This is a genomic window from Kocuria sp. CPCC 205258 (genome assembly GCF_040981005.1).
Classification (GTDB): domain Bacteria; phylum Actinomycetota; class Actinomycetes; order Actinomycetales; family Micrococcaceae; genus Kocuria; species Kocuria rosea.
In genome coordinates, this window is sequence record NZ_JAVKPS010000004.1 from 347852 (window position 1) to 368894 (window position 21043).

Genomic DNA, 21043 nt, shown 5'->3' on the forward strand with positions numbered 1-21043 from the left:
GTCTCAGTCCTCGTAGTGGTCGATCTGGTCGATGCCCGGCAGATGAGGGGCGATGTCGGGGAGCTCGTCGAGCGAGCCGATGCCCATCTTCTCCAGGAAGAACGTGGTGGTGCCGTAGAGCACGGCGCCGGACTCGCCGTCCCGCTCGAGCTCGCGGATCAGGCCTCGCTGCACGAGCGTGCGGACGACGCCGTCGACGTTGACCCCGCGGATCGCGGAGATGCGCCCCCGGCTCACGGGCTGGCGGTAGGCCACGACGGCCAGGGTCTCCAGGGCCGCCTGCGACAGCCGGGCGGTCTGTCCCTCCGCGACGAACGCGGAGACGACGGGGGCGAACTCGCTGCGCGAGTGGATCCGCCAGCCGGCACCGGTGCTGCGCAACTCGAACCCGCGCGGCGCCAACGTCCCATCATACCCCGGATCGGCGGCGACGCCGTCGTACTCCGCGCGGAGCCGGTCGAGGACCCGCTGCACGGAGGCGACCGGGACCACGAGGGCGGCGGCGATCTCGTACTCGCTGACGGGCTCGTCGGCCACCATCAGGATCGCCTCGACGGCGGCCCGCACCCCGCCGGGCAGCGCCTCGAGATCCGGCCCGCCCTCGGCCGCGGGGCTCACGCCGGGGCCCCCGAGACGGCCGGGACCCCGTCCGGGGCCGCGACGACGGCGGCCGGGCCCGCGGCGTCCTCGGACAGCCGGTCGGCGGTCCACCCGGTGCCCGCCCCGGTCCAGCGGACCGTCAGCTCCCCCAGCGGCTGCTCCTGGGCGAGCTCGAGCACCGCGTCCCGGTACATCTCGAGCAGCGCCAGGAACCGCACGACCACCGCGAGGGTGGACCCGGCGTCCGCGACGAGCACCCGGAAGGAGCGCGGGGCTCCGTCCTCGAGCAGCCCGGCGAGGATCTCTGCCTCGTCCCGGACCGTCACGGCGGCCCCGTGCAGGTGGTCCACCCCGACCTCCGCGGGCGCCCCGGGGCGGGGCACGAAGACGGAGCGGGCGATCGCGGCGAACTGCTCCGGCGTGGTCCGCCAGTCGAGCTCGGGCAGCACGGCCGCCACCTCCGGGTCCAGCGGCACCGACCGGGGCAGGCGGGTGGACTCGGCCCGCATCCGCTCGTCGAGCAGCACGGCCACCTCCTTGAACGCCTTGTACTGCAGCAGCCGGGCGAAGAGCAGGTCCCGCGCCTCCAGCAGGGCCACGTCCTCCTCGTCCTCGACCTCCCCGCGCGGCAGCAGCCGGGCGGCCTTGAGGTCGAGGAGCGTCGCGGCGACCACGAGGAACTCGCTGGCCTCGTCGAGGGCGCGGGTCGAGCCGATCTCGTGCAGGGCGCGCACGTACTGGAGGAACTCGTCCGTGACGGTGGCCAGCGCGATCCGGGTGATGTCCAGCTCGTGCTTGGCGATCAGGGAGAGCAGCACCTCGAAGGGCCCCGCGAAGTCCTCCAGCTGCACCGCGAAGCCGCCGGGACCCTCGGGGACCGGCGGCTCCTCGGGGTGCATCAGGGTGCGCCGCCGCGCGAGATGAGCTCCCGCGCCAGCTGACGGTAGGACTCGGCGCCCTGGTGGGCCGTGGCGAAGGAGAGGATGGGCTCGGCGGCCACCGTGGCGTCCGGGAACTTCACGGTGCGCTTGATGACGGTGTCGAAGACCTTGTCGCCGAAGGCGTCCACGATCCGGGCCATGACCTCGCGGGAGTGCAGGGTCCGGGAGTCGAACATCGTGGCTAGCACCCCGTCGATCTGCAGGCGGGGGTTGAGCCGGTCCTGGACCTTCTCGATGGAGTCCACGAGCAGCGCCACGGCGCGCAGGGCGAAGAACTCCGCGATGAGCGGGATGACCACCCCGTGCGCGGCGGTCAGCGCGTTGACCGTCAGCAGCCCCAGCGAGGGCTGGCAGTCGATGATGATGACGTCGTAGTGCTCCTCGAGCTTGCGCAGGGCACTGGCCAGCACCTGCTCGCGGGCCACCTCGGTGACGAGCTGCACCTCCGCCGCGGAGAGGTCGATGTTCGCGGGGAGCAGGTCGACGCCCTCGACGTCGGTCTCCTGGACCACGTCCCAGACGTCCACGGAGCGGTCCATCATGACGTTGTAGACCGTCAGCTCCAGCTCGTGCGGGTTGGCGCCGAGGCCGGCGGAGAGGGCGCCCTGCGGATCGAAGTCGACGAGCAGGACCTTGCGCCCCAGCTCGGCCAGCGCCGCGCCGAGGTTGATGGTCGAGGTGGTCTTCCCGACCCCGCCCTTCTGGTTGACCATCGCGATGATCCGGGCGGGCCCGTGGGTGGAGAGCTCGGGCGGCTCGGGGAAGTCGCGGGCGGGACGGCCGGTCAGGCCGACGGTTCCCGTCCCGGCCTCGCCCGTGCCGGGGTTCCTCTCGTCGCTCTGCTGGCTCACTCGTGGCACCGCTCTTTCGTTCGGGGTCGCGCTCGGGCGGACCGGCCCCGGGCACGGGGCGGCCCGGGCCGGACGGGCCGACCTGGGGTTTTCCTGGACTCGATCAGCTACCAGGGTACCGCCGCCGCCGGGCGGCCCCGAATTCCCGGGCGCGGTGGAGCCGGCGGACGACGACGGCCCGCGCCCGCCGCGCCCCCGAGAGGGGGTGCGGCGGGCGCGGGCCGGACACGGGTCCCGGTGCGGGGACGGGTCAGCGCGCGCCGGCGCCGGCCGCGGCCTCGACCTTCTCCGCGACGGAGTCCTCCACCCGGGCCCCGGGAGCGGTCTCGGCAACGGGCCGGTCCTCGGCGGTGCCGTGGGAGTGGGCGGCCATGGTGGACTCGTCGAACCGGTCCTGGCCGGAGAGCACGCGCTCCACCTGGACGAGGTCGATCTCGCGGGTCCACTTGCCGATCAGCAGGGTGGCCACGGCGTTGCCGGTGAAGTTGGTCAGGGCGCGGGCCTCGGACATGAAGCGGTCGATGCCGACGATGATGCCGACCCCGTCGACCAGGTCGGGGCGGTGGGACTGCAGGCCGCCCGCCAGGGTGGCCAGGCCGGCGCCGGTGACCCCGGCGGCGCCCTTCGATGCGATGATCATGAACACCAGGAGGGAGATCTGCTCACCGATGGCCAGTGGGCTGCCCATCGCGGAGGCGACGAACAGGGCGGCCATGGTCAGGTAGATGGCGGTGCCGTCCAGGTTGAAGGAGTAGCCGGTCGGGACCGTGACGCCGACCACGGGCTTGGAGACGCCCACGTGCTCCATCTTGGCGATGAGCCGGGGCAGGGCCGCCTCGGAGGAGGAGGTCGAGAAGATCAGCAGGTACTCGCGGCCCAGGTACTTCATGAGCCGGAAGATGTTGATCCCCGTGACCGCCTTCAGGAGCCCGCCCAGGACCACCACGATGAACAGGACGCAGGTGAGGTAGAAGGCGATCATCAGGGTGGCCATCGAGACGATGGCCTGGACGCCGGTCTCGCCGACCACACCGGCGATCGCGCCGAACGCCCCGATGGGGGCGACCCACATGACCATGATCAGGATCCGGAAGACCAGGGCCTGGACGTAGCCGACGGCCTTGAGCACGGGCTTGCCGGCCGGGCCCATCTGCTGCAGCGCGAAGCCCACGATGAGCGCCACGAACAGGGTCTGCAGGATGTTGCCCTCGGTCAGGGAGGACAGCAGGGACGTGGGGATGATGCCGAGCAGGAACCCGATGGTCCCGCCCTCCCCGTCGCCGTGGCCCGCGTCCGTGACCTCGTACTCCGAGCCCTGGATGTTCAGGCCCTCGCCCGGGTGGATGAGGTTGCCCACCACCAGGCCGATGCCCAGTGCCATGGTGGACATCGCCATGAAGTAGGCCAGGGCCAGGCCGCCGACCTTGCCGACGGTCGCCGCCTTGGCGATGGAGCCGACGCCCAGGACGATCGTGCAGAAGATGATGGGGGCGATCATCATCTTGATCAGGGCGATGAACGCGGTGCCGACCGGCTTGAGCGTCTGGGCGAACTCGGGGGCCACGAGGCCCAGGACGGCGCCGGCGACGACGGCGACGATCACGAAGACGTACAGGTAGTGCGTCCTGTCCTTCTTCTGCTTCTGGGCGGGCGGCTGCGGGTCGACGGGGTCCGTGGCGACGGTGGCCATGCTTGTCCTCCGGTTCGGATGGGTAGCGCGGTGGGGTAGAGCGCGGGACCCGGGATCGGGCCGATGTGACGAGTCTCACCGCGGCCCGGCGCCCTGTCGTGTTGTGGTCATAATGGTCGTGACGCCCACCACAACCGAGGGAGGGACGACCGGGAGATTAAGGAGCGGACATGTCCCTGGCCCGGCGCTTCTTCCTGATGCAGCTCGCCGTCGTCGCGCTGGTGACCCTCGCCGTGTCCCTCGTCCTGTTCGCCCACGAGCGCGGCGCGGTCGTGGAGCGCGCCGAGGCGGTGACCCGGGTCCTCGCCACGGCTCTCGCGGACGACCCGTACGTGCTCGAGGCGGTGGGCGGGCCGGACCCGCACGCCGTGCTGCAGCCGCTCACGGACCGGCTGCTCGCGGACACGGACCTCGACTTCGTCACGATCATGGCCCCGGACGGCACCCGCTGGACGCACCCCCTGCCCTCCTCGGTCGGCGAGGCCTACCGCGGGGACCGCTCGCACGCGCTCGCCGGTCAGACCTGGACCAGCACGGAGCGCGGCAACCTCGGCCCCTCCGTGCGCACGATCGCCCCGGTCCGGGACGGGGACGGCACGGTCGTGGCGCTCGTGGCCACCGGTGTCCTCCTCGAGGCCGTCTCGCAGCAGGCGCTCGCCCAGCTGCCGGCGGTGCTCCTCGTCGGGCTGCTGCTGCTGGCCGCGTCGGCGACGGTCGCGGCCCTCGGCTCCCGGTACCTGGGCCGCGTCACCCACGGTTGGGGCCCGGAGGAGCTCGCCCAGGTGCACGCGCTGCACGACGCCGTGCTCAACGAGGCCACGGAGGGTCTCCTGCTCGTGGACACGACCGGCGCGGTGCAGGTGCTCAACGCCCGGGCGAGGGAGCTGCTCGGGGTGCGGGCGCCGGCGACCCCGGGACCGGCCCGGCACGAACCCCTCCCCGTCGCGGACCTGGACCTGCCGGACGCGCTGGCGGTCCTCCTGCGCGCCGGCGCGCCCGTGCAGGAGCAGTGGTTCGTGGTCGGGGAGCGCACCCTCATCGTCTCGGCCCTCCCGGCCCGCGGAGCGCTCGCGGGGCGCGGCACGATCGTGATCCTGCGGGACCACACCGAGATCTCGCGGCTCTCGGGACAGCTGCGCGCCACCGCGACGCTGGCCGGGGCGCTGCGGGCCCAGACCCACGAGCACGCCAACCGCATGCACACGGTCGTCTCCCTGCTGGAGCTCGGCCGCGACGAGGAGGCCCTCGGTTTCGCCTCGGCCGACATGGTGCGCACCCGGGTGCTGTCCGACGACCTCCTCGCCCACCTCGACGACCCGTTCCTCGCGGCCCTGCTGGTCGGCAAGACCGCCGCGGCCCACGAGCGCGGCGTGGAGCTGGAGGTCGTCGTCGACCCGGACGCGCCCCGGATCCCCGTCTCCCCCGCCGACCTCGTGACCCTCGTCGGCAACCTCGTCGACAACGCCGTCGAGGCCGCCGCGGCCAACGCCGACCGGGTCCGCCCGGTCGTCGAGGTCGAGATCGCCCGGGCGCCCGACGCCGCGGACCCCGCCCGGGACGCGGTCGTGATCACCGTCGCCGACACCGGGATGGGGGTCCCCGACGACCTCGCCCGGGAGGTGTTCGAGCTCGGCGTCACCACGAAGCCGGCCGGCCCGGAGGGCCGCGGCGTGGGCCTGCACCTGGTGCGGGAGGTCGTCGAGCGGTGGGGCGCGCGGATCGAGCACCGCAACGACGGCGGGGCCGTGTTCACGGTGACCGTCCCGGTGGCCCGCGACGCCGCGGCGGGGCGGGCCCCGTGAGCGCGCCGGTCCGCGTCCTGGTCGTCGACGACGAGCCGCTCACCGCCGCCGCCCACGCCCAGTACGTCGAGCGCTCACCGGGCTTCGAGGCGGCCGCCACCGCCGTGTCCGGGCGGACGGCCGTGCAGGCTGTGCAGGCCGCCCGGCGGGCGGGGCGACCCGTGGACCTGGTGCTGCTGGACGTGAACCTGCCGGACATGTCCGGTCTCGACGTGGCACGGACCCTGCGCGCCCGCGGCGAGACGGTGGACCTGCTGGTGATCACGGCGCACCGGGACGTGGCGACCGTCCGGGCCGCGAGCACCCTGGGCGTGGTCGGCTACCTCATCAAGCCCTTCACCTACGCCGTGTTCGAGGAGAAGCTCGACGCCTACCGGCGCTACCGCTCCGCCCTGGGCGCGGCCGGGACGGTGGGCCAGGCGGAGGTGGACCGCGCGTTCGCGGCCCTGGGCGCGCCCACCCGCCCGGACGCGCCCAAGGGCCTGTCCCCGCAGACCCTCGAGTCCGTCACCGCGCTGATCCGGGGCGGGGAGTGGCTCTCGGCCGGTGAGGTCGCCGAGCGCAGCACGCTGTCCCGGGTCACGGCGCGGCGATACCTGGAGCACCTGACGGCCCGGGGCCTCGTGCAGCGCCGCCCGCGCCACGGCACCCCCGGGCGGCCCGAGCTCGAGTACGGCTGGGCCGGGCAGGACGTCTCCCCCGGCCGCTGACCCCGTGCCGTGCGCCGGAGCGTCACGAACCGCTCGGCGGCCGCAGCACGCCCTCGAGGGCCTCCAGCACGGAGGCGTCCTCGATCGTCGAGGGCACGGTGTAGTCCTCGCCGTCGGCCATCTGCCGCATGGTCTTGCGCAGGATCTTCCCCGAGCGGGTCTTGGGGAGCCCCTCCACCACGGCCACCTCCTTGAAGTCCGCCACCGCCCCGATCTGCCGGCGCACGAGCGCCACGAGCTCCTCCCGGAGCTGCTCCGGCGGGACGTCGGCGCCGGTCTTGAGCACCACGTACCCGGACGGCCGCTGGCCCTTCAGCGGGTCCCCCACCCCGATCACGGCGCACTCGGCCACCGCCGGGTGGGAGGCGAGGACCTGCTCCATGGCCCCGGTGGACAGGCGGTGCCCGGAGACGTTGATGACGTCGTCGGTGCGCCCCATGACGTAGACGTAGCCGTCCTCGTCCACGTGGCCGGAGTCGCCCGTGGCGTAGTAGCCGGGGAACGCGCTGAGGTAGGAGTCCACGAACCGCTGGTCGTCGCCCCACAGCGTGGGGAGCGTGCCCGGCGGCAGCGGGAGGCGCAGGGCGATGTTGCCCTCCTCGCCGGTCTCCACCGGCCGGCCCAGCGGGTCCAGGATCTCCACCCGGTAGCCCGGCACCGGCACGGACGGCGAGCCGGCCTTCAGGGGCAGCCGCTCGATCCCGAAGGGGTTGGCGCAGATGGCCCACCCCGTCTCCGTCTGCCACCAGTGGTCGACGACCGGGACGCCCAGCACCCGGGCGGCCCAGTGGTACGTCTCCGGGTCGAGCCGCTCCCCCGCCACGAACAGGGCCCGCAGGGAGCCGGTGTCGTGCCGGCGCACCAGCTCGCCCTCCGGATCCGCCCGGCGGATGGCCCGCAGGGCCGTGGGCGCCGTGAACAGCACCTTGACGCCGTGGTCCTCGACGCGCTGCCAGAACGCCCCGGCGTCAGGGGTGCCCACGGGCTTTCCCTCGTAGAGCACGGTCGTGGCGCCGGCCAGGAGCGGGCCGTAGACGATGTAGGAGTGGCCCACCACCCAGCCGACGTCGGACGCGGTCCACATCACCTCGCCGGGCCCGACGTCGTAGATGTGGCGCATGGACCACGTCAGGGCCACGGCGTGCCCGCCGTTGTCGCGGACCACGCCCTTGGGGGTCCCGGTGGTCCCGGAGGTGTACAGGACGTAGAGCGGGTCGGTGGCCGCGACCGGGACGGGCGCCGCCGGCTCCGCGCCTTCGACGGCATCCGCCCAGTCGAGCCACTCGACGGCCGGCTGCCCGCCGGCCCCGGCCCGGCCCCGGGCGTCCTCGAGCGTCGTCTCGAACCCCGGGCGCTCGTGCACCAGCACCGTCCCGGGGGCGTGCTCGGCGAGCCGCAGGGCCTCCTCGATGGCCGGGATGTACTCGATCCGCCGCTTCGGCTCCACCCCGCCGGTCGTGGTCACCACCACGACCGGCCGGGAGTCGTCGATGCGGGAGGCGAGCTCCTTCGGGGCGAACCCGCCGAAGACCACCGAGTGCACCGCGCCCAGCCGGGCGCAGGCGAGCATCGCCACGACGGCCTGCGGGATCATCGGCAGGTAGACGAGCACCCGGTCGCCCTTGCCCACCCCCCGGGCGGCGAGCGCCCCGGCGAACAGGGCGACGTCGTCCCGCAGGCGCGCGTAGCTGAACCGCTCCTGGACCCCCAGCACGGCGGAGTCGTAGACGAGCGCGGTGCGCTCGCCGTGGCCGGCCTCGACGTGCCGGTCGAGGGCGTTGTAGGAGGTGTTGAGCTCGCCGTCGGGGAACCAGCGGTAGAGCGGGGCGGTGGTGTCGTCGAGGGCGGTGGTGGGCTCGCGCACCCAGTCCACGGCGCGGGCGGCATCGAGCCAGAACCCCTCCGGATCCTGCACGCTGCGGCGGTAGACCTCCGCGTAGCCCTCGGCCGGCGGCGGTGTTCGGTGGTCGGTGCTCATGGGTCCCTCCCAGGGGTTGCGGTCCTGCCGGACACCCTAGTGGTGCAAGTCACACACGACAAGACGTCTGTATACACAGATGCACGATCGAGCCGAGCCGGGCCAAATCCCTCGCCATCTGCACCGAACTGTGTATACAATGCTCGTGCATTGTGATGCCTGTCACCCAGAGTCCGCGGCGCATTCCCCGTCGCGGGCGACAAGAGCGAGGAGGGAGCCGTGCGAGCCAGCGACCGCGCCTACGAGGCCCTGCGCGAGGACATCGTCGAGTGGCGGCTGCTCCCGGGCCAGGTGCTCGGCGAGGTCGAGCAGTCGGAGCGCTTCGGCATCTCCCGCACGCCGATCCGCGAGGCCCTCAGCCGGCTCACCGCCGACGGTCTCGCGGAGGCGCACCGGGGCCGCGGCGTCGTGGTCTCCCAGGTCTCCCTCGAGGACGTCCGCGCCCTGTTCGAGCTGCGGGAGGCCCTCGACTGCCGGGCGGCCCGGCTGGCCGCCCGGCGCCGCAACCCCGTCGCGTTCCAGGAGCTGGCCGCCGAGCTCGAGGCGGTCGTGGCCCAGCTCCACGGGCCGGGCACGGACCGGGCCGGGTACTACGACCTCGTGGAGCGCATGGACCGGGCCATCGACGAGGCCACGGCCAATCCCTACCTCACCGCGGCCCAGCGCTCCCTGCGCCTGCACCTGGCCCGGGTGCGCAAGCTCTCCCGCACCAACCCCGACCGGCTCGCGCGCGCCGCCGCCGAGCACGCCCAGATCGCCCGAGCCGTCGCGGAGGGCTCCGAGGAGCTCGCCGAGGCGGCGACCCGTGTGCACCTGGCCAACTCGCTGCAGGCCGTCCTGACCACCCCTGTCCGGGAGTGGGTCCAGCCCGCTCCCCCGCTCGAGGCCACCGGCTGAGCGCGGACACCACTTCGACCGCCGCCGGCGGTCGTCCGTCCCCACGAGAGGAACTCCCATGACCGTTCTCCATTCCGTGCGCGTCCACCCGTCCAAGGACAACCTGCCCCGCGAGGAGCAGCTGGCCTGGAAGATGGCCGAGGTCGCCGCGGACCCGGTCGAGGTCACCGACGAGGTGACGGAGATGGTGATCAACCGGGTCCTGGACAACGCCTCGGTCGCGATCGCCTCGCTCAACCGGGCACCGATCGTCTCCGCCCGGGACCAGGCCCTGGCCCACGCGCCGACCCCGGGCGGCACGGGCTCGGGCCTCTACGGCGTGGACACCGCCACCCGCAAGGTCTCCCCCGAGTGGGCGGCGTGGGCCAACGGCGTGGCCGTGCGCGAGCTCGACTACCACGACACGTTCCTGGCCGCCGAGTACTCCCACCCCGGCGACAACATCCCGCCGATCCTGGCCGTGGCCCAGCACGCCGGCGCCACCGGCCACGACCTGGTGCGCGGCATCGCCACCGGCTACGAGCTGCAGGTGGACCTGGTGAAGGCGATCTGCCTGCACGCCCACAAGATCGACCACGTCGCCCACCTCGGCCCGTCCGCGGCCGCCGGGATCGGCACCCTGCTCGGCCTGCCGGTGGAGACGATCTTCCACGCCATCGGCCAGGGCCTGCACACCACCACCGCGACCCGCCAGTCCCGCAAGGGCGAGATCTCCACCTGGAAGGCCCACGCCCCGGCCTTCGCCGGGAAGATGGCCGTGGAGGCCGTGGACCGCGCGATGCGCGGGCAGACCTCCCCCACCCCGATCTACGAGGGCGAGGACGGGGTCATCGCCTGGCTGCTGGACGGCCCGGGTGCGGCCTACGAGGTGCCGCTGCCGGCCCCGGGCGAGGCCAAGGCCGCGATCCTGGACACCTACACCAAGGAGCACTCGGCGGAGTACCAGGCGCAGGCCTGGATCGACCTGGCCCGCAAGCTGCACCGCGAGCGCCCCGAGCTGGCCGACCCGGCCCGGATCGAGCGCATCGTGCTGCACACCTCCCACCACACCCACTACGTGATCGGCTCCGGGGCCAACGACCCGCAGAAGTACGACCCGACGGCCACCCGGGAGACCCTCGACCACTCGATCCCCTACATCTTCACCGTCGCGCTCCAGGACGGGCAGTGGGACCACGTGGGCTCCTACGCCCCCGAGCGCGCCGGCCGGCCCGACACCGTGGCCCTGTGGAACAAGGTCACCACGGCCGAGGACGCGGAGTGGACCCGCCGCTACCACTCCCTGGACCCGGCCGAGAAGGCCTTCGGCGGACGGGCTGAGATCACCCTGGCCGACGGGTCCACCGTGGTCGAGGAGATCGCCGTGGCCGACGCCCACCCGCTGGGGGCCCGCCCGTTCGCCCGGGAGCAGTACGTCACCAAGCTGCGGACGCTGGCCACCGGGATCGTCGCCGACGACGAGCTGGACCGGTTCATCGCCGCCGCCGAGAACCTCACGGCCCTGGGCGCCGGCGAGCTCGACGCCCTCAACGTCACCGCCAACGTCGACCTGCGCACCGGCACGAAGGGAATCTTCTAGAGCCATGCTGTTCTCCACCACCACCCCCGAGGCCAAGCGGATCGCCCTGCGCGAGATGCTGGCCGGCCCCCGCACCGTCCGCTTCCCCGGCGCCTACACCCCGCTGTCCACGAAACTGATCCAGGAGCAGGGCTTCGACGGCGTCTACATCTCCGGTGCCGTGCTCGCCAACGAGCTCGGCTTCCCCGACATCGGGCTCACCGCCCTGCCCGAGGTGGCTGCCCGGGCCGGGCAGATCGCCCGGGTGACGGACCTGCCGTGCCTCGTGGACGCCGACACCGGCTTCGGCGAGCCCATGAACGTGGCTCGCACCGTCCAGGAGCTCGAGAACGCAGGGCTGGCCGGGTGCCACATCGAGGACCAGTTCAATCCCAAGCGCTGCGGGCACCTGGACGGCAAGAACGTCGTGGACCTGGCCACCGCCGTCAAGCGGATCCGGGCCGCCGCCGAGGCCCGCCGGGACCCGAACTTCCTGATCATGGCCCGCACCGACATCCGCGGCGTCGAGGGCCTGGACGCCGCCACCGACCGGGCGAAGGCCCTGGTGGACGCCGGGGCGGACGCGATCTTCCCCGAGGCCATGGCCGATCTCTCGGAGTTCGAGGCGATGCGGGCCGCGGTGGACGTGCCGATCCTGGCGAACATGACCGAGTTCGGGAAGTCGCAGCTGTTCACCGCCGACCAGCTCCAGGACGCCGGGGTGAACATGATCATCTACCCGGTGACCCTGATGCGCGCCGCCCTGGGCGCCATGGAGCGCGTGCTGGACACCCTCCGCACCGACGGCACCCAGGAGGCGGCCGTGCCGGAGATGCTCACTCGCGCCCGGCTCTACGAACTGGTGGACTACAACGGGTACAACCAGTTCGACTCCGGGGTCTTCGACTTCGAGGTCCCCGGGCTGCACCACTGACCGCACCCACCGCACCGACCACGTTAAGGAGACCACCATGACCGAGACCCAGAGCGAGGTCCACAAGGGACTGGCCGGCGTCGTCGCCGACTACACGGCCATCTCCAAGGTCAACCCGGACACCAACTCCCTGCTCTACCGCGGCTATCCCGTCCAGGAGCTCGCGGCGAACTGCTCCTTCGAGCAGGTCGCCCTGCTGCTGTGGAACGGCGAGCTGCCCACGGACGAGGAGCTGGCGGAGTTCCGGGCCCGGGAGCGGGAGCACCGGGCGCTGACGCCCGAGCTGAAGGCGATCGTCGACGCCCTGCCGACCACCTGCCACCCCATGGACGTGTGCCGCACCGCGGCCTCCGTCCTGGGCGCCCAGGACCCGCAGGCCGAGGACTCCTCCCCGGCGGCGAACCTGGCCAAGGCGCAGAAGCTGTTCGCGGCGATGCCCGCCGTCGTCTGCTACGACCAGCGCCGCCGCCGCGGCCAGGACGTGGTGGCCCCGCGCGACGACCTCGACTACTCGGCGAACTTCCTGTGGATGGCCTTCGGCGAGGAGGCCGACCCCAAGGTCGTCGAGGCGTTCAACGTGTCGATGATCCTCTACGCCGAGCACTCCTTCAACGCCTCGACGTTCACGGCCCGGGTGGTGACCTCGACCCTGTCGGACCTGCACTCGGCGGTCACGGCCGCCATCGGTGCCCTCAAGGGCCCGCTGCACGGCGGGGCCAACGAGGCCGTCATGGAGACGTTCGTGGAGCTGGGCATCCGCAAGGAGGAGACCGAGGCCGAGGCCGAGGCCCGCGCCAAGGCCTGGATGGACGAGGCCCTGGCGGCGAAGAAGAAGGTCATGGGCTTCGGCCACCGCGTGTACAAGCACGGTGACTCGCGGGTGCCCACCATGAAGGCGGCCCTGGACACGATGGTCGCCCACTACGGCCGGGGCGAGCTGCTGGGCCTGTACAACGGGCTCGAGCGGTCCATGGACCAGGCGAAGGGCATCAAGCCGAACCTCGACTACCCGGCCGGTCCCACCTACTGGCTGATGGGCTTCGACATCCCCACGTTCACCCCGCTGTTCGTGGCCGCCCGGATCACCGGCTGGACCGCGCACGTCATGGAGCAGGTGGCCGCCAACTCCCTGATCCGCCCGCTGTCCGAGTACAACGGCCCGGACGAGCGCCACCTGTAGCGCGCCGGGCCGGGGGCGGGTCCGGGGACCCGCCCCCTGCCCGTCCCCGCCGGTCCGCCCCCGTCCCGCGACGGTCCGGACGGGAGACGTCCGGGCGGGACGCGGCGGGCTCAGTAGGTGGGCGCCGCGGGCAGCCCCATGTAGTGCTCGAGCGTGGGGATGTCCTGGTCGACCATGCCGGAGGCCACGTGCACGCCGACGTAGCGCAGGTGCCACGGCTCGTAGGCGTAGCCCGTGGTCGCGGTCCGGCCGCGGGGATACCGCACGACGAAGCCGTGCTCGTGGGCGTGCTCGCGCGCCCACGCCCCGGCCGGGGTCCCCTCGAAGCAGCTCTGCAGACCGCACTCCCCGCTCGGGTCGCCGATGTCCATGACCAGCCCGGCCTGGTGCTCGCTGTGACCCGGCCTCGCCGAGATCAGGTCCGCCTGCGCCTGCCCGTAGCGCGCCACGTAGTCGCGGTAGAGGCCGGCCTGCGTGGCGTAGGAGCGGTAGCCGCTGACCGCGGTCAGGGGCGCGCCGTCCGCCGCGGCGGCCCGCTGCATCCGCCGGAACGCCGCGGCGGCGTCCGCCCGCAGGAGCTGCCCGCCCACGGACTCGAGGGGGCGCGGCACGTGGTCGGCCGGGTCGAGGGGGCGGCGCTTGTTGACGACGACGTACACCGACGCGGCACGGTCGATCTCCCGGACCACCCGGGCCCCGGTGCCGCGGGCCCAGCTGACGGACCCGCGCTGGAAGGTCTGCCGGCAGCCGCCGCCCGTGCAGGACTCCGCCGAGACCGGATACCCCAGGGCGCCGTGCTCCGCGCCGTGGCGCAGCCAGGCCGCCCGGATGCCGCCGCCGGTGGGATGCGCCCCGCTCGGCCGCGACCACACCACGACCCCGCCCTCGAAGGCCTGGTGGCAGCCGGCGTCGCGCAGTCCGCACACCTCACGGCCCACGGGGTAGCCCAGCGGCCCCCGCTCGTGGTCCTGCGCGGCCCACGCGGCACGGATCGCACCCCACGTGGGACGGGCCCCGGTCCGCGGGGACCAGTGGATGGTCCCGCGCTCGAACTTCTGGTAGCAGCCGCCCCGGACGAGCCCGCACCGCTCGGCCCCCAGGGCCCGGCCGAGCCGGCCGTCCGCTCCCCCGAGCCGCTGGTGCTCGGCCTGGATCGCCGTGGCCCCGAACGCCGGGGTGCCCAGGCCGGGGAGGATCAGTCCCGGGAGGGCCAGTCCCAGGGCGAACAGCAGGACGAGCAGGGTCCGGCCCGTCCGCCCGATCCTCCGCGTGCTGGGCTGCGTGGTCTGCCGTGTGCTGTGCCGCGTGGTCTCGCGCATGACGTCCCCGTCCGTCCGCCGAGCGGAGCGCTCGGGCGTGCGTCCAGGCTAGGCCGCCGGTGGGCCTTCCCGAAAGCACCGGCGCGTGTGTGACCCCTCCGGGACGCGCTGCCGGTGACCCGCCCCGGCTACCGGGCGCGGGGGTGGGCTGCGGCGTAGACCTCGCGCAGGGAGTCGACGGTCACCAGGGTGTAGACCTGGGTGGTGCTGACCGACGCGTGGCCGAGCAGCTCCTGGACGACCCGCAGGTCGGCGCCGCCCTCGAGGAGGTGGGTCGCGAAGGAGTGGCGCAGCGTGTGCGGGGTGATCCGGTCGCCCAGGCCCACCCGCTCCGCCGCGCTCTTCACCGTGGTCCACGCCGTCTGGCGGCTGATCCGCCCGCCCCGGGCGTTGAGGAACAGCGCGGGGGTGCCTCGTCCCCGGGCGGCGAGCGCGGGCCGGCCCCGCACGAGCCACTCGTCCACGGCGCGCACGGCCCAGGAGCCCAGCGGCACCATCCGTTCCTTGCCGCCCTTGCCGAACAGCCGCACGAAGGGCATCCCCGCTCCGCTCTCCTCCGGTTCCCCGCTGCGGCGCACGGCCCGGGAGAGGTCGTCGACGTCGAGGCCGGTCGCCTCCGAGATCCGGGCGCCCGTCGAGTAGAGCAGCTCCAGCAGCGCCCGGTCGCGCAGCTGCTGGGGGGTGTCGGTGCCGGTCGACTCGAGCAGTGCGGTGACCTGCTCGACCGGGACGGCCTTGGGCAGGCGCATCCCGGGCGTGGGCGGCTGGACGGGGGCCGCAGGGTCCGTGCGCGTCATCCCCTCGAGGACCCAGAACCGGTGGGCGCCCCGGACCGCGACGACGGTGCGGGCGGCGCTGCGGGTGCTCAGGGGCGCGCTGTCCTGCGACCCGGCGGACAGGTCCCGGAGGAAGTCGCGCACGTGACCGGTGGTGATGCCCTCCGGGGTGGTCACGGGCGGGTCCGTCCGCTCGCGGAGGTGCTCGGCGTAGCGGCGCAGGTCCCGGCGGTAGGCGGCCAGCGTGTTGGCTGCTAGGCCCCGTTCGACGGCCAGGTGCTGCAGATAGCGCTCCAGCGCGCGGTCGAGCGCGTCGCCGGGGTGGTCACCGGACGGGGCGCCGGGCGAGGTCCCGGACGCCCCGTCGGTGGGGAGGCCGGTCACCGGAGGTCGGGGTGACCGGGCCACGGGGCGTCGGCCGGGCGCAGGGACCGGTAGCCCTCCGCCCGGGCGGCGTGGGCGGCGAGGACCCCGATCACGGCGGCGGGCGAGTTCAGCCGGCCCTCCAGCACCGCCCGCACCGCGCCGTCGAGCGGGACCCACGCCCCGTGGATCTCCGCCTCCTCGCCGTCCCGCTCGTGGAGCTCGTGGTCGGGGACGTCGCTGAGACCACGGGCCAGGAAGATCCGGTTGGCCTCCGAGGAGGAACCGGGGCTGTTGTGGAAGTCCACGAGCACGTCCCAGCGCTCCGCCCGCAGGTCGGCCTCCTCCGCGAGCTCCCGCTGGGCCGCCACGGCGGGGTCCTCCCCCTCGACGTCGAGCAGGCCGGCGGGGATCTCCCACATGGTCATCCCGACCGGCCGGCGGTACTGGTTGATCAGGAACACCTCGTCGCGGTCGTTGAGCACGAGCACGGACACGGCGCCGGGGTGGGTGATGTAGTCGCGCCGCAGCGGGTCCTCCCCCCGGGCGAGCTCGAACTCGTCGCGCCGGACGTCCCAGATGAAGCCCTCGTAGACCGTCTCGGAGGCCACCGTGCGGCGGTCGCTGAGCTGGTCGGAGAGCTCCTCGGGTGCGAGGTGGCGGATGTCCATGGGGTCCCTTTCGGAGCGGCCGCCGTCGCGGGGCGACGGGAGCGGCGGGCGGGTGCGGGTGGGGAGACGGTGCAGGCGCCGGTCCTCGCGAGGACCGGCGCCTGCACCGGGACGCCCGTGCGGTGACGGGCGGGGGCTCAGCGGCCCTCGGCCTCACGGCGCTCGAGGGCCGCCTTGACGAGCCCGTCGAACAGCGGGTGCGGGCGGGTCGGGCGGGACATGAGCTCGGGGTGCGCCTGGGTGCCCACGTAGTACGGGTGGACGTCGGCGGGCAGCTCCACGAACTCCACGAGGGTGCCGCCCGGAGAGGTCCCGGAGATCACGAGCCCCGCCTCCTCGAGGCGCTCGCGGTACTCGTTGTTGACCTCGTAGCGGTGACGGTGGCGCTCCTTGACCTCGGTGGAGCCGTAGGCGCCGGCCACGACGGACCCGAGCCGCAGCTGCGCGTCGTAGAGGCCGAGCCGCATGGTGCCGCCAAGGTCACCGGCGCCCTCGACGAACTGCTTCTGCTCGTCCATGGTCGCCACGACCGGGTGGGCGGTCTCCGGCTCGAACTCGGTCGAGGAGGCCCCGGCCAGGCCGAGCTCCGAGCGGGCGAACTCGATGACCATGCACTGCAGGCCCAGGCACAGCCCGAGGGTCGGGATGCGGTGCTCCCGGGCGAAGCGCAGGGTGCCGAGCTTGCCCTCGATGCCGCGGATGCCGAAGCCCCCGGGGACGCAGATCGCGTCGACGTCGCCGAGCTCGCGCTGGGCGCCCTCCGGCGTCTCGCACAGGTCCGAGGCCACCCACTTGATCTTCACGCGGGCGTCGTTGGCGAAGCCGCCGGCCCGCAGGGCCTCGGAGACCGACAGGTAGGCGTCCGGCAGGTCGATGTACTTGCCGACCATGGCCACCGTGACGAAGTGGGAGGGCTCGTGCACGGCCTTGAGCAGCCGCTCCCACTGCGCCAGGTCCGCGTCCCGGTAGTCCAGCCCCAGGTAGTCGAGGATGTAGGTGTCGAGCCCCTGGCTGTGCAGGGTCCGGGGGATGTCGTAGATGCTCGGGGCGTCGGGGCAGGAGATCACGGCGTCGTGGTCGACGTCGCAGGCGTTGCCGATCTTGCGCAGCATCGTGTCCGGCACCTGCCGGTCGGAGCGCAGCACCAGCGCGTCCGGCTGGATGCCGAGCCCGCGCAGCGCCGCCACGGAGTGCTGGGTCGGCTTGGTCTTCAGCTCGCCCGAGGGACCGATGTACGGGATCAGGGAGACGTGCAGGTAGAACACGTTGCGGCGTCCGACGTCCTGGCGGACCTGCCGCGCGGCCTCGAGGAACGGCTGGGACTCGATGTCGCCGACCGTGCCGCCGATCTCGGTGATGATGATGTCCGGCTGGTCGTCGCCCTGCGCGCGGCGGCGCATGCGGTTCTTCAGCTCGTCGGTGATGTGGGGGATGACCTGGACGGTGTCCCCGAGGTACTCGCCGCGGCGCTCCTTGGCGATGACCGTGGAGTACACCTGTCCGGTGGTCACGTTCGCCGAGGCGTCGAGGTTCTCGTCGAGGAACCGCTCGTAGTGGCCGATGTCGAGGTCGGTCTCCGCCCCGTCGTCGGTCACGAAGACCTCGCCGTGCTGGAAGGGGTTCATGGTGCCCGGATCGACGTTGAGGTACGGATCCAGCTTCTGCATCGTCACGGAGAGCCCGCGCGCCCGCAGCAGCATCCCGAGGGACGAGGCCGTCAGGCCCTTGCCGAGGGAGGAGGCCACGCCGCCCGTCACGAAGATCTGGCGGGTCACCTTGCCCGGTCGCTGGTTTTCGGTCTGCTGTGCGCCGGCCTCGTGGGCGGCTTCGTTTGCATTCACCACGGAATTCGACCCTATCATTCTTGTCCGCTCAGGACGTCGGTTGCGTGCTGGGATCACCGGGCGGCGGCACCTCAGAGCACCGCCCCGCGGACGAGCTCCCGGGCGTGCTCGCGGGCCGCCGCGGAGTCCTCGTGGCCGGCGAGCATGCGGGCGAGCTCCACCACGCGCTCCTCCTCGTCGAGCACGCGCACGTCGCTGACCGTGGCGTCCGTGCTCTTGGTGACGAGGATGTGCTGGTCGGCGAACGCCGCGACCTGAGGCAGGTGCGTCACCACGAGGACCTGGACGTGCTGGGCGAGCATCTTCAGCCGGCGGCCGATCTCCACGGCGGCCTTGCCGCCCACGCCTGAGTCCACCTCGTCGAAGACGAAGGTGGGCACGGGGTCCACGGCGGCGAGGACCACCTCGATGGCGAGCATGAGGCGGGACAGCTCACCGCCGGAGGCGCCCTTGCCGAGGGGCCGGGGCGCGGCGGCGGCGTGCGGTCTGAGGAGGAACGAGATCTCGTCCCTCCCGTGGCCGGAGAACTCCTCGGTGGGCTCGACCTCGATGACGAGGGAGGCGTTGGGCATGGCCAGCGCCGTGAGCTCGGAGCTGACGGCACCGGAGAGCCGGTGGGCGGCGTCCCGGCGCCGTTCGGTCATCCGCGCGGCCAGCTCGCTCAGCTCGGCGTGCAGCTGCTCGAGCCGCGCCCGGAGCTCCTGCTCCCGCGCGGGGTCGTCCGTCAGCTCGTCGAGGCGCGCCCGCGAGCGCCCCGCCCAGTCGAGGACCTCGTCCACGGTGGCGCCGTACTTGCGGGTCAGGGACTTGAGCTTGGCCCGCCGGGACTCCACCTCGGCCAGGCGGGCGGGGCCCTCGTCGTCGAGTCCCGAGGCGTAGCCCGAGAGGTCCGCGGCGATGTCGTTGACGAGCACGGCCAGCTCGGCGACCCGTCCCGACAGCTCCTCGAGATCACGGTCGGAGCCGGCCTCCTGCTCCAGGGCCCGGTGCGCCGCCGCCACCAGGGCGGTCGCGTCCGGGGTGTCGGCGTCGGCGAACTCCCCGCCGCTGAGAGCGGCGTGGGCCGTGAGGGCGGCGGCGCGCAGCTGCTCGAGGTTGGTCAGCTTCTGGCTCTCCTGGTCGAGGCGCTCGTCCTCGTCGGGCTGGGGGTCCACGGCGTCGATCTCCTCGAGGGCGCCCTGCAGGCTCTGCGCCTCGAGGGCGCGTTCGCGGCCGTGCTCGGTGACCTCGCGCAGGGTCTGCTGCACGGAGCGGTACTCGGTGAGGCGCTCCCGGTAGCGGCGCAGCTCGGCGGCCAGCTCCTCCCCCGCATACTGGTCCAGGGCGTGGCGCTGGGCGGCCGGGGACCTCAGCCGCAGCTGGTCGGACTGGCCGTGCACCGCCACCAGGGTCTGGCCCACCGCGGAGAGGGTGCCCACGGGAGCGGAGCGGCCACCGACGTGGGCGCGGCTGCGCCCCTCCGCGGTCACCGTCCGCGCGACGGTGACGAGGGCCTCCTCGGCGTCCCCGACGGCCTCGACGTCGACCGCGCCGCCGGCGTCCTCGACGAGGACCGCGGCGGGATGGCCGGCCGGCACCCGCACGACGGCCTCGGCGACGGCCTTGGGCGCCCCGGAGCGCACGGCGCCGGCGTCGGAGCGGTTGCCCAGCAGCATGCCGAGGGCGGTCACCACCATGGTCTTGCCCGCGCCGGTCTCACCGGAGAGGATGCTCAGCCCCGGGCCGAGGGGCAGCACGGCGTCGGTGATGACCCCGAGGTCGTGGATGCGGATCTCCTCGATCATTCAGCCGGCCTCCCCGGACTCGTCGCGGGTACGGTGGGCGCCGGGGCGTCCGGCTCGTGCGGCATCTCGTGCCCGACGGTGGACTTCTGCTGCTCCCGCGCCTCGTCGCCGCGGACGGTGGGCAGGGCCGTGGTCCGCGCCGCGGCCGCCTCGTGCGGGGGCACCGGCCCCCGCCAGCCGCTCGTGGGCAGCTCGAACTTTCGCACGAGCCGCTCCGAGAAGGGGGTGAGGTGCATCCGCGCGAGATTGACCGCCTTCGGGGAGCGCACCACCTCGATCCGGGAGCCCGGCGGCAGCTCGGTGGTCCGGCGGCCGTCGCACCACAGCACGCCGCGGGCGTCGGTGCGGGTGAGGACCTCGACGGCCATCATGGAGTTCGGTGAGATGACCAGGGGCCGGGAGAACAGGGCGTGGGCGCTGAGGGGCACCATGAGCAGCGCCTCGACCTCGGGCCACACCACAGGCCCGCCCGCGGAGAACGCGTAGGCGGTGGAGCCGGTCGGGGTGGCGAGGACCACGCCGTCGCACCCGAAGGTGCTCAGCGGCCGGCGGTCCACCTCGATGACCACCTCGACCATCTTCTCGCGGTCGCCCTTCTCCACCGAGGCCTCGTTCAGCGCCCAGGTGTGCAGGACCTTCTTCTCGCCCTGCCACACGGTGACGTCGATCGTCATGCGCTGCTCCACCGTGTAGCGCCCGTCCACGATGGCCTCCACGGACTCGCGCAGGTCGGAGCGCTCGCTCTCGGCGAGGAAGCCCACGTGGCCCAGGTTGACCCCGAGCAGCGGGGTGTCCACGCTGCGCACCAGTTCGGCGGCGCGCAGGATGGACCCGTCCCCGCCGAGCACCATGACGAGCTCGATCTCCCGCAGGGAGACGTCCTCCTCGATGACCTCCACGGGCGCGAGCGGCTCCGCGTCCTCCTGGAGCGCCTCGAGGTCCGCCCGCGAGATCACCGGCACCAGGCCGGCCTCGTGCAGCTGGAGACAGGAGTCGCGGGCGGCGTCCTTGGCCTCTTGCCGGCCCATGTGGGCCATGACCAGGATCTTTCTGCTCACCGGGTCCTCCCGTTCTCGACTGCTCGGTGCGCGCGGGCGTCGTCAGGACCGGGACCGGCCCGTGGCGCACGCCGTGCCCGCGGACCG

The 21043-nt window shown here is 73.4% G+C and carries 17 protein-coding genes; 6 read left to right on the forward strand and 11 right to left on the reverse strand.

Features of this window, described 5'->3' with window-relative positions:
• Positions 1 to 3: 3 nt before the first annotated feature.
• The 4 genes from scpB to RF644_RS09930 form a co-directional block, all read right to left on the reverse strand.
• Positions 4 to 618 carry an SMC-Scp complex subunit ScpB gene (gene scpB / locus RF644_RS09915; RefSeq protein ID WP_035924068.1) on the reverse strand — a complete coding sequence of 205 codons (615 nt, stop codon included), beginning with the start codon at positions 616 to 618 and terminating at the stop codon, positions 4 to 6.
• On the reverse strand, positions 615 to 1499 hold the full coding sequence (locus RF644_RS09920; protein WP_368796380.1) for a ScpA family protein: 885 nt from the start codon (positions 1497 to 1499) through the stop codon (positions 615 to 617). Before RF644_RS09920 ends, scpB begins: the two co-directional genes overlap by 4 nt.
• Positions 1499 to 2392 carry a ParA family protein gene (locus RF644_RS09925; protein WP_017833723.1) on the reverse strand — a complete coding sequence of 298 codons (894 nt, stop codon included), beginning with the start codon at positions 2390 to 2392 and terminating at the stop codon, positions 1499 to 1501. The genes RF644_RS09920 and RF644_RS09925 overlap by 1 nt, the downstream gene beginning before the upstream one ends.
• Before the next feature lie 250 nt (positions 2393 to 2642).
• Positions 2643 to 4082, reverse strand: coding sequence for a cation:dicarboxylase symporter family transporter (locus RF644_RS09930; RefSeq protein WP_368796381.1), 1440 nt, complete (start codon positions 4080 to 4082; stop codon positions 2643 to 2645).
• Between the two features lie 170 nt (positions 4083 to 4252).
• On the opposite strand from RF644_RS09930, the gene RF644_RS09935 reads away from it, so the two are divergent.
• Together RF644_RS09935 and RF644_RS09940 are read left to right on the forward strand one after the other, a co-directional pair.
• On the forward strand, positions 4253 to 5884 hold the full coding sequence (locus RF644_RS09935; protein WP_095651627.1) for an ATP-binding protein: 1632 nt from the start codon (positions 4253 to 4255) through the stop codon (positions 5882 to 5884).
• Positions 5881 to 6594 carry a response regulator gene (locus RF644_RS09940; protein WP_017834265.1) on the forward strand — a complete coding sequence of 238 codons (714 nt, stop codon included), beginning with the start codon at positions 5881 to 5883 and terminating at the stop codon, positions 6592 to 6594. Before RF644_RS09935 ends, RF644_RS09940 begins: the two co-directional genes overlap by 4 nt.
• Before the next feature lie 22 nt (positions 6595 to 6616).
• Here the strand turns inward: RF644_RS09940 and RF644_RS09945 are convergent, their stop codons facing one another.
• Positions 6617 to 8572: an AMP-binding protein gene (locus RF644_RS09945; RefSeq protein ID WP_368796382.1), complete on the reverse strand. Its 1956-nt coding sequence runs from the start codon at positions 8570 to 8572 to the stop codon at positions 6617 to 6619.
• 219 nt (positions 8573 to 8791) lie between these two features.
• On the opposite strand from RF644_RS09945, the gene RF644_RS09950 reads away from it, so the two are divergent.
• Genes RF644_RS09950 through RF644_RS09965 form a run of 4 tightly spaced genes read left to right on the forward strand, consistent with a single transcriptional unit; the run spans position 8792 to position 13141 of the window.
• Positions 8792 to 9469 (forward strand): GntR family transcriptional regulator, encoded by a 678-nt coding sequence (locus RF644_RS09950; RefSeq protein WP_368796383.1) that lies wholly within the window; start codon positions 8792 to 8794, stop codon positions 9467 to 9469.
• A gap of 58 nt (positions 9470 to 9527) precedes the next feature.
• Entirely contained in the window at positions 9528 to 11048 is a 1521-nt protein-coding gene (locus tag RF644_RS09955) for an MmgE/PrpD family protein (protein ID WP_368796384.1), read from the forward strand.
• A 4-nt stretch (positions 11049 to 11052) separates the two neighbouring features.
• Positions 11053 to 11961 carry a methylisocitrate lyase gene (gene prpB, locus RF644_RS09960; RefSeq protein WP_017834269.1) on the forward strand — a complete coding sequence of 303 codons (909 nt, stop codon included), beginning with the start codon at positions 11053 to 11055 and terminating at the stop codon, positions 11959 to 11961.
• Positions 11962 to 11998: 37 nt separating this feature from the next.
• On the forward strand, positions 11999 to 13141 hold the full coding sequence (locus RF644_RS09965) for a bifunctional 2-methylcitrate synthase/citrate synthase (protein ID WP_368796385.1): 1143 nt from the start codon (positions 11999 to 12001) through the stop codon (positions 13139 to 13141).
• Between the two features lie 110 nt (positions 13142 to 13251).
• Here the strand turns inward: RF644_RS09965 and RF644_RS09970 are convergent, their stop codons facing one another.
• The 6 genes from RF644_RS09970 to RF644_RS09995 form a co-directional block, all read right to left on the reverse strand.
• Positions 13252 to 14460, reverse strand: a complete 1209-nt coding sequence (locus tag RF644_RS09970; protein WP_368796386.1) for a D-alanyl-D-alanine carboxypeptidase family protein — start codon at positions 14458 to 14460, stop codon at positions 13252 to 13254.
• A 128-nt stretch (positions 14461 to 14588) separates the two neighbouring features.
• The gene (locus RF644_RS09975; protein WP_368796387.1) at positions 14589 to 15620 is read right to left on the reverse strand and encodes a site-specific tyrosine recombinase XerD; all 1032 of its coding nucleotides are present in this window, start codon (positions 15618 to 15620) and stop codon (positions 14589 to 14591) included.
• Positions 15617 to 16270 carry an NUDIX hydrolase gene (locus tag RF644_RS09980; protein WP_017834272.1) on the reverse strand — a complete coding sequence of 218 codons (654 nt, stop codon included), beginning with the start codon at positions 16268 to 16270 and terminating at the stop codon, positions 15617 to 15619. The genes RF644_RS09975 and RF644_RS09980 overlap by 4 nt, the downstream gene beginning before the upstream one ends.
• A 137-nt stretch (positions 16271 to 16407) precedes the next feature.
• Positions 16408 to 18132 (reverse strand): CTP synthase, encoded by a 1725-nt coding sequence (locus tag RF644_RS09985; RefSeq protein WP_368796388.1) that lies wholly within the window; start codon positions 18130 to 18132, stop codon positions 16408 to 16410.
• A 53-nt stretch (positions 18133 to 18185) separates the two neighbouring features.
• Positions 18186 to 19898: a DNA repair protein RecN gene (gene recN / locus RF644_RS09990; protein WP_368796389.1), complete on the reverse strand. Its 1713-nt coding sequence runs from the start codon at positions 19896 to 19898 to the stop codon at positions 18186 to 18188.
• Positions 19895 to 20956 (reverse strand): NAD kinase, encoded by a 1062-nt coding sequence (locus RF644_RS09995; RefSeq protein WP_368796390.1) that lies wholly within the window; start codon positions 20954 to 20956, stop codon positions 19895 to 19897. Before RF644_RS09995 ends, recN begins: the two co-directional genes overlap by 4 nt.
• Positions 20957 to 21043: the final 87 nt, after the last annotated feature.

Bases quoted from the DNA above. Each gene is read 5' to 3' on its own strand.
- RF644_RS09955 (WP_368796384.1), top strand. From the start codon at position 9,528: ATGACCGTTCTCCATTCCGTGCGCGTCCACCCGTCCAAGGACAACCTG.
- RF644_RS09985 (WP_368796388.1), bottom strand. From the start codon at position 18,132: ATGATAGGGTCGAATTCCGTGGTGAATGCAAACGAAGCCGCCCACGAG.
- prpB (WP_017834269.1), top strand. From the start codon at position 11,053: ATGCTGTTCTCCACCACCACCCCCGAGGCCAAGCGGATCGCCCTGCGC.
- RF644_RS09980 (WP_017834272.1), bottom strand. From the start codon at position 16,270: ATGGACATCCGCCACCTCGCACCCGAGGAGCTCTCCGACCAGCTCAGC.
- RF644_RS09920 (WP_368796380.1), bottom strand. From the start codon at position 1,499: ATGCACCCCGAGGAGCCGCCGGTCCCCGAGGGTCCCGGCGGCTTCGCG.
- RF644_RS09965 (WP_368796385.1), top strand. From the start codon at position 11,999: ATGACCGAGACCCAGAGCGAGGTCCACAAGGGACTGGCCGGCGTCGTC.
- recN (WP_368796389.1), bottom strand. From the start codon at position 19,898: ATGATCGAGGAGATCCGCATCCACGACCTCGGGGTCATCACCGACGCC.
- RF644_RS09930 (WP_368796381.1), bottom strand. From the start codon at position 4,082: ATGGCCACCGTCGCCACGGACCCCGTCGACCCGCAGCCGCCCGCCCAG.
- RF644_RS09935 (WP_095651627.1), top strand. From the start codon at position 4,253: ATGTCCCTGGCCCGGCGCTTCTTCCTGATGCAGCTCGCCGTCGTCGCG.
- RF644_RS09945 (WP_368796382.1), bottom strand. From the start codon at position 8,572: ATGAGCACCGACCACCGAACACCGCCGCCGGCCGAGGGCTACGCGGAG.
- RF644_RS09970 (WP_368796386.1), bottom strand. From the start codon at position 14,460: ATGCGCGAGACCACGCGGCACAGCACACGGCAGACCACGCAGCCCAGC.